The 7300-nt window shown below is 46.8% G+C and carries 4 protein-coding genes; all 4 read right to left on the bottom strand.

The window, feature by feature from the left end; genetic code table 11:
* Positions 1–1276 (bottom strand): phosphoenolpyruvate carboxykinase (ATP) (locus tag ACOJTG_RS21295; protein ID WP_420155660.1); only part of this gene is annotated, 1276 nt, incomplete at its 3' end.
* A gap of 122 nt (positions 1277–1398) precedes the next feature.
* On the bottom strand, positions 1399–4176 hold the full coding sequence (locus ACOJTG_RS21300) for a TonB-dependent receptor domain-containing protein (protein ID WP_420155661.1): 2778 nt from the start codon (positions 4174–4176) through the stop codon (positions 1399–1401).
* A gap of 211 nt (positions 4177–4387) precedes the next feature.
* Positions 4388–5326, bottom strand: a complete 939-nt coding sequence (locus ACOJTG_RS21305) for a FecR family protein (protein WP_420155662.1) — start codon at positions 5324–5326, stop codon at positions 4388–4390.
* A gap of 457 nt (positions 5327–5783) precedes the next feature.
* Positions 5784–7300: glycosyltransferase family 39 protein (locus tag ACOJTG_RS21310; RefSeq protein WP_420155663.1), on the bottom strand; the 1517-nt coding region annotated here is incomplete at its 5' end.

A 7300-nucleotide genomic window follows, 5' to 3' on the forward strand; every position in this document is an offset into this window, starting at 1 on the left:
GGTTCTGCTGTAGTTTTTCGCCCAGCAGCGTAGCATAACGGGAGGGATGCAACGGCAGAAACGCCGCCCCAAAACAGGCCGAAAACGTAGGCTGGGGTTCTTTCACGCCGACTTCCGTTCCGGCCAGTTTGGAAGTAAAGCCTGAAATGAAATAATACATGGCCTGTTCGGTCGTCAGGCGGGAAATCGGTGGTAATACGCCAAAGGCATCGGCGGTTAGAAAGAAAATATGCTTGGGCGAGTTTCCGACGGAAGGAATCAGGGCGTTGTCAATGAAATGGAGGGGATAAGCAGTCCGGGTATTGTCGGTTACGGAGTTATCCTCGTAATTAACCTCCGTCGTTCCCGGAAAAAAGCGGGTGTTTTCGAGAATGGAATTCTCCCGGATGGCTCCAAAAATTTCCGGTTCTTTTTCATGCGTCAGATCAATTACTTTGGCGTAGCAGCCGCCCTCAATATTGAATACCTTCTCCTTGGACCAGCCATGCTCATCGTCCCCGATTAACTGACGATTGGGGTCTGCCGAAAGCGTTGTTTTTCCCGTGCCTGATAAGCCAAAAAACAGAGCCGTATCGCCTTTTTCTCCCACGTTGGCGGAGCAATGCATGGATAAGATGCCTTTCTGGGGAAGGGTATAATTCAGCACGGAGAAAATGCCTTTTTTCATCTCCCCCGCGTAGCCCGTACCGCCGATCAGGATGATTTTTCGGCTGAAATCAATAATGGTGAAATTGCTGCCACGGGTGCCATGAACGGCGGGATTTGCTTTGAATCCAGGGATATTGAGAATCGTCCAGTCGGGTGAAAACTGGGCAATAACCTTTTGATCCGGGCGGATGAACAGGTGGTGGCAGAAGAGGTTATGCCAGGCTTGCGTGGTAATGATGCAAACCGATACCTGTTCTTCGGTCAGGGCACAGGCCTGAGCGTACCGAATATACACGGTTTTTTCATTCAGGAACGTCAGCATATCCTGGTGTAAAATCTCAAAATGCGATTCTTCCAGGGGATGATTGACGCTGCCCCACCAGACGGTTTCGGCGGTCATTTCATCCCGAACGATGTATTTGTCTTTTGGTGAACGACCCGTAAAAACACCCGTGTCACACATGAGGGCTTTCGTGTTGGCTCGTACGCCTTCGCCGTTCAGCAGGGCTTTTTCGACCAGTGCTTCCGCAGATAAATTCAAATAAACGTTCGTTGTTTCGGGTAAGCCGGCTTTTTTCAGGACAAGGCGATCCCGTTCGGCTATGGGTACAGCTGAAGCAAATTTCATGATATAGAATATGTTTAGTTGTGAAAGAGCAGCAAACCGGGCCGTGACCCGTTACTACTGACATACTTGTAAAGTTTTGTGTGTTACAAATGACTGAAGCGTAAGGGGTTCATTATCAGGAATTAAAATCGGTACGCTACCTGAAGCTGAGCGGAAGCTCCATTCGCTGGGAACTGACTTACATTTCTTGGATAAGGGGTTTGTCCGTTGGAATAGGCGGCCTGACTGCTCAAAATGCGATCTGGATACGTATTGAGCAGGTTCAGGCCCATCAAACTAAACTGCCAGTGCCGGGTGGGGGTATATTCGATGGTGACATCGAACAACGTTTTACCCCGAAAGGTCTGCCATTCATAGGGTTGATTCAGCGGTTTGATCCAGCCCGTCACGGCTCCAATGTACGTTGCCCGCACGGACCAGCTCCAATGGTAGTGCCGATACTCACCGGAAATGATAAATTTTTCCCGGGGCTGAGCGGTTTCAATCAGTCCCCGGCCAATGGTATCAATTAAAGAAATAGCCGAAGCCGTACCTTCCTGGAAAGCAGCGGGCGTGGGCTTGATACGCGTAATTCGGGTTTGGTTAAAGGAAAAAATAGCGGAGACTCGCAGAAAATTATTCTTCTTACGGTTATTGCTATACGTCAATTGGGCATCGATGCCATTTGTTTGGGTAGACAACTGATTCGTGAAGAGCCGAATTTCTGTTAGTTCAGGAAACCACCGCTGAAGTGAGGCGATGGAAGTAACAAAAAGTCGGTCACTCAGAATGATCCGGTCACGAATCGAAATCTGATAGGCATCCAGGGCAAAAGTGAAGGAGGGCAGTATTTCTCCTGCGATACCCAGGGTATAATTCCAGGATTTTTCGGCCTGAATGGGCGGAAAGCCCAGCTGAGCCATTCGAGGGTCCTGACTCGAAATCTGACGGGTGAGAGCAATGGAACCCGCCTGAACGGTGGACGTCACCAGCCGATTGAAATTTTGCTGTAACGAAGGAGCCCGAAAGCCCCGGTTCGCCGAACCTCGTACGGATAGCCCGGAATTAATCCGATATCGAGCGGAAGTCTTCCCCGACAGATTACTGCCAAAATCGCTGTAGGACGCCAGCCGTAAAGCCATGCTGCCCAGGATTCGTTTTTTCCATTCGCCTTCTACATCCGCATACAAACCGAGGTTGGAACGGAACGCCCGCACTTCGTCAGTTTGGGCAATTCCGGGTCGACCACTCGCTCCGGGAGCTTTATTTAGTAGCGGACCTTGTTCCGAAGCCGCCGCGTCCCCCGCCCGTAACTGAAATACACTCCGCCGTACCTGACTGCCCAGAGCTACATTCCAGCTCGTGTTTGGGGTATGAAACAGCCGGGTGGCCGTTGCGTCCACGAGCGTATGAGCAAAGACACTTCGACCTACGTAAAAATCAGTGGGGGATGCCGCTCCCAGCGAAGGGTTGCTCGTACGATTCGCCCACAGGTCCAGTCGGTTGGAACCGTAACTGCCGCTAAAATCCCATTGCCAGCCCTGAGGCGTCTGGCGACTCAGCCCAACGACCTGTGAAAAATCGACGGTTCGGCCCGGTAACTCCGGCGTATACCCATCCGGGTATACGCCGGGGTTTGAATTGGCATTTTCAGGGATGGCATTACGGAAAAAACCATAAGCCACAACGTACTTATTGGAATAGGTTCCGGTCTGATAGGCGGTCCAGCGTGCGTTGATCGGGTAACTGACTTTATACAAGCCCTGTGCGGTAGTAGAGCCGTTACTTCCGTAGACTCCTACCCGGAACGGCGGTTGCCAAACGCCCCGGTTCTGACGAATGCGGTTATCGGTAGTAGAGTCGCTGGCGTAAATACGTCCGGTGTACGCGTCTGAGCGATTGGTAACGCCAAGGGATTGTACCTGTAAACTCAGGGTCAGGTTACTGCCCGTTTTCCCCAGTCCGGTCCCCCAGCGGAGGCCCGTGGTAAAGAAGGCCCCGTCTCCCCGGCTGGTACTGCCGACAGAACTTCGGATCAGACCTCCCTGCGTTTCTTTTCGTAACACCAGATTAATGATACCCGCAATGGCGTCCGATCCGTACTGAGCTGCGGCTCCGTCCCGCAAAATTTCTACGCGTTCCAGAGCCAGGGTGGGGATGGTATTCAAGTCGGTCGTTACGGTACCCAGTCCCACCGTCTGGTTAAGATTGATGCCGGAAAAGGGATGGCGGCGTTTGCCATCCACCAGAACCAGTACCTGATCGGGAGCCAGGCCGCGTAAGGTAACCGGGTCAGCATAATTGGCTACGCCGTTGATTCCCGTTTTCAGGGTCTGCACGGTAGGAGAAGCGAATTGCAATTGCTGAGCCAGCTCCAACTGACCCGTAGCCTGTAACTGAACGGAGGTAACAACGTCCACGGGAACGGCCCGATCCAGGCTTAAGCGGGGGCTGGCGAAAGAACCCACAATCGCAAGCTCAGGAAGAACGACTGTCCTTTCGGAAAGAATAACCGTCGGCACAAGGCCGGGCTTGGCCATAACCTGCGTAGCCTGATAACCCAGATGTGAAACCAGGAGTGTGACGGGTTCAGAACCGGGCAACTGATAGGAGCCGTCGGCCTGAGTCGTGGTACCCTGCGAACTTCCCTTGATTCGGATAAAAGCATCGGAGATCGGCTCTCCTTTCGCGTTTTTGACCATTCCCCTAAAGAACGTTTCCTGTACCGTTGCGGGCGGCAAGGAGTCTGCAACCGTGAGTACCAGCTGTCCCCGGACAAGTTCGTAGTGAATCGACAGAGGCCTGAACAAGCGATCCAGGACCAAACGTAACGGCTCCTGGTGGGCCCGTACAGAAACCTTTCGGCGTACGCCGATGGCATCTGGATTATACAGAAAACGGGCCGAGGTCAATTTTTCCATTTTCGTTAGTACGGTTTGGAGTGGCGTATCCTGCATACGCAGGCTAATCGATTCTTCTAACGGAGACTCTTGGGCATAAGCTAAGGTGCAGCTAAAGACAATAAGTATCAGGACCTGTTGAAAAACAGGCAGTATCCAACGTCTCCACGGGTACCAAAGCAACCTCAACGGTGTCAGTGTAAATGAATGAATAAGGTCTAGTTCGTCGGTTTCATCGGGAAGTCCTACAGGGTCGTCCTTCGAGGAGGATGGTTTTTTGCTCGATGCGATACGACCATTGAAGGGTTTTACAGAGTAACTCCAGCTTTCCGTAAAAAGTAGAGTCTGCCAGCGTGCCTGAGAATGTACAACGTTCCATGGGCGTTTTGGCAAAGAGAATAGGGATATGGTACGCTTTTTCCAGGGAATCAATCACGGCTTTCACCGGAGCACCTGAAAAACTAAAACGGGAGGGCAAGGTAGACTGGGGTTGCTCCACCAGTCCACTAACCCAGCGTTTCGTACGCAGGTTGACGACCACCTGTTGGTTAGGAGTCAGCAGCACCGAGATCGGCTGAAGCGTAGTTTGCTGGGAAACCTGTACGCGTCCCGTCCGGACCTCCACCTGCAACTGTTCCTCCGAACTTCTCACCCAGAAACTGGTACCCAGCACCTCCGTAATGGTTCCTGAGGCGTATACCCGGAAGGGCCGGGCGGGATCTTTCGTTACCTTGAAAAAGGCTTGACCCGCCAGCGAAACTTCCCGCCGATCCGAAGGAAAGGATTGGGAGTATACCAGGGTAGCTCCAGGGTTTACTTCAACCGTTGTCCCCTCGGAAAGTGCCACAGTCATGGGCTTTGAGGACGTATTGGTATACGTAACGGAATCATCCATCCCCCAGAAAAGCCCCAGGCTAATCAAAACGAAAAGTACGGCGGCGGCGGAAACCCAGCGAGCCGTTGAGGCAAAAAGCCAGAATCGTTTTTCTTCCTGCGTTCTCGTGTCAATGACTGCTTTCATCCGCTTGCGGGCGGCAGTCAACTCTTCCTCGGAAAGCTCAAGGCCTTCCCCAAGCTCCTCATACCACCGGTCAAGGCGACGCTCTTCCGGGGGGCTTTGCTGGCCGCTCAGGTATGTTCGAAGCAGGGTACGGAATTCAGTGAGATTCATAAGAGAAAAAGCATACGTACGGGTTCATAAGGTAAGTACGCTAACCCAGGTATTTACCCTAAATTGATTAATAAAGTATTTGAATGTTTATATTTTTGTTGAGGTGTAGTTAATAAATTCTTGAAAAAATGATATATGATTTTGCTGGGAAGATGAATATGAGAGAATAGTGATTACTCCATTATTCTTTCAAATGGATGAAGAGCTTCCACTGGTATAACCCTTGCAGTCGCTTGGCTCCCGACAAGCGACTGCAGGAGCACAAAACTATTAACCTGATCTGAACTCAAATGGAAGCAGAAAGCTCCCAATTTGTACGTCACCCCGCCTTATAAAAAATTGACTGATTTTTAGATCTAAAGTCTAATCGAAATACTATTGTTGAAGCTCGCACCACAGCGATGGCCGCAAACGTTTGATAAAAACATCGGTAATCTGATTTATCGCCAAGCCGATATTAATGGTAGCTTTTTGTTTCGTCAATCTCCTCTTTTATTTTTTTATTAACATTAATTTTTGCTCCGATAAAAGCAAAAATTGTAGTTCCAAATTCTCGTGAATATTTATTAGTAATAGAACCGGAGATAAAAGAAGTAGCAAACAGTGGCGAAGTTTCTATGAGTTCAGCTTGCACTTCATTTGCATACTTTATTCTGATTAAGTTTTCGTAATTTTTTGTTAGGTCAAACCAATCAATATAATCAGCGTTAAATGTAACTGCTTTTATATTTTGTTTTGTGTAATAATTGATTGCTCCTGCTTGTCCATAGTTGTCACACAAAATAAGTGTTTTGTCTTTGTTGGGTAATTTAACATAGATACTATCCACTTTTAAAGCCAATTCCTTCCAACCCAACATATCGGCTAAATCTTGTGGCAGTTCGTGGTCTTTCCCGTCTTCCCAGCGAAGTTGACCAAGTTTCTGATAGGTTTGTCTATGGCTTATAATATATTCGGGGCTTACATTTGGAAAAAATATATTATACATGGGAATGAAAAATAACACTGGTATTGCAATAAATACTGGTTGCAAATATCTTTTCCAGCCTTGTTTTACTTTTTCTGCAAGAAATACCGAACCAAAGGATATATAAATTGGATAAAGTCCGATGGCATAATAGTTTTTTGCTTTGAAATAGGTAAAGATTAATAAAGTAAAAATCATCGCTCCTATAAATGCCTTGTATTTTTTGTAGGGTGCATAGAAGATTAGAGCATATAAGCCTGAAAAAATAACAAACCAAGAACCTATGAAGAAAAGTAGTTGATCCTTTAAGAAATATAATCTATTTACATTCACCAAATGATACTTTGATAATTCTTTTAAATGATGAATGACAGGAAAATTATTTTTGAATTGCCAAATAATATTTGGTAAAACAATTAAAAATCCGAGTAAAATAGAAAGATAAAATTCTTTTTTTGCAAAAATTTTGCGTTGTTTCGTTAATAAAATAGACGGAAGAAGGCCAATTGCAAGAAAAATAATGTTGTATTTGTTTAAAAAACCAATAGCAAAAACAAAGGCATTAATGTAAAGCCATTTAGTATTTTCAGTTTTAAAATATTTAATTAAAAGAAAGTAAAAAGTGGTCCAACTTAATACGTCAAAAGAGTTTGGTTGATATAAGGTATTTAATCTTAAAAGTGTTGAAAATAAAACACAAGTTGCTCCTAAGATTAAAGCAAAATTATTTCCGTTCAATTCTTCAATGGCTTTCCAAACAACAAAAATTGTCAAAGCTCCAAATAATGCTGGAAAAAACTTTACCCAGAAAACAGAGTTTCCCAGTAATTGGATTAAGTATGAATTCCAAGACGTGAATGGGGGTACAGACTGATAACCCCAAGCCAAATGATTGGCTTGGTCAAGATGTAAATATTCGTCTCTTTGTAAGTCATACTCTGGACTTATTAAGATGTATTGCAGTAGGAATTTTAGTAAAATAAATCCGAATAAAATGAAAGTCTTTT

Origin of the sequence: Siphonobacter sp., assembly GCF_048595215.1 — a bacterium.
Taxonomy (GTDB): domain Bacteria; phylum Bacteroidota; class Bacteroidia; order Cytophagales; family Spirosomataceae; genus Siphonobacter.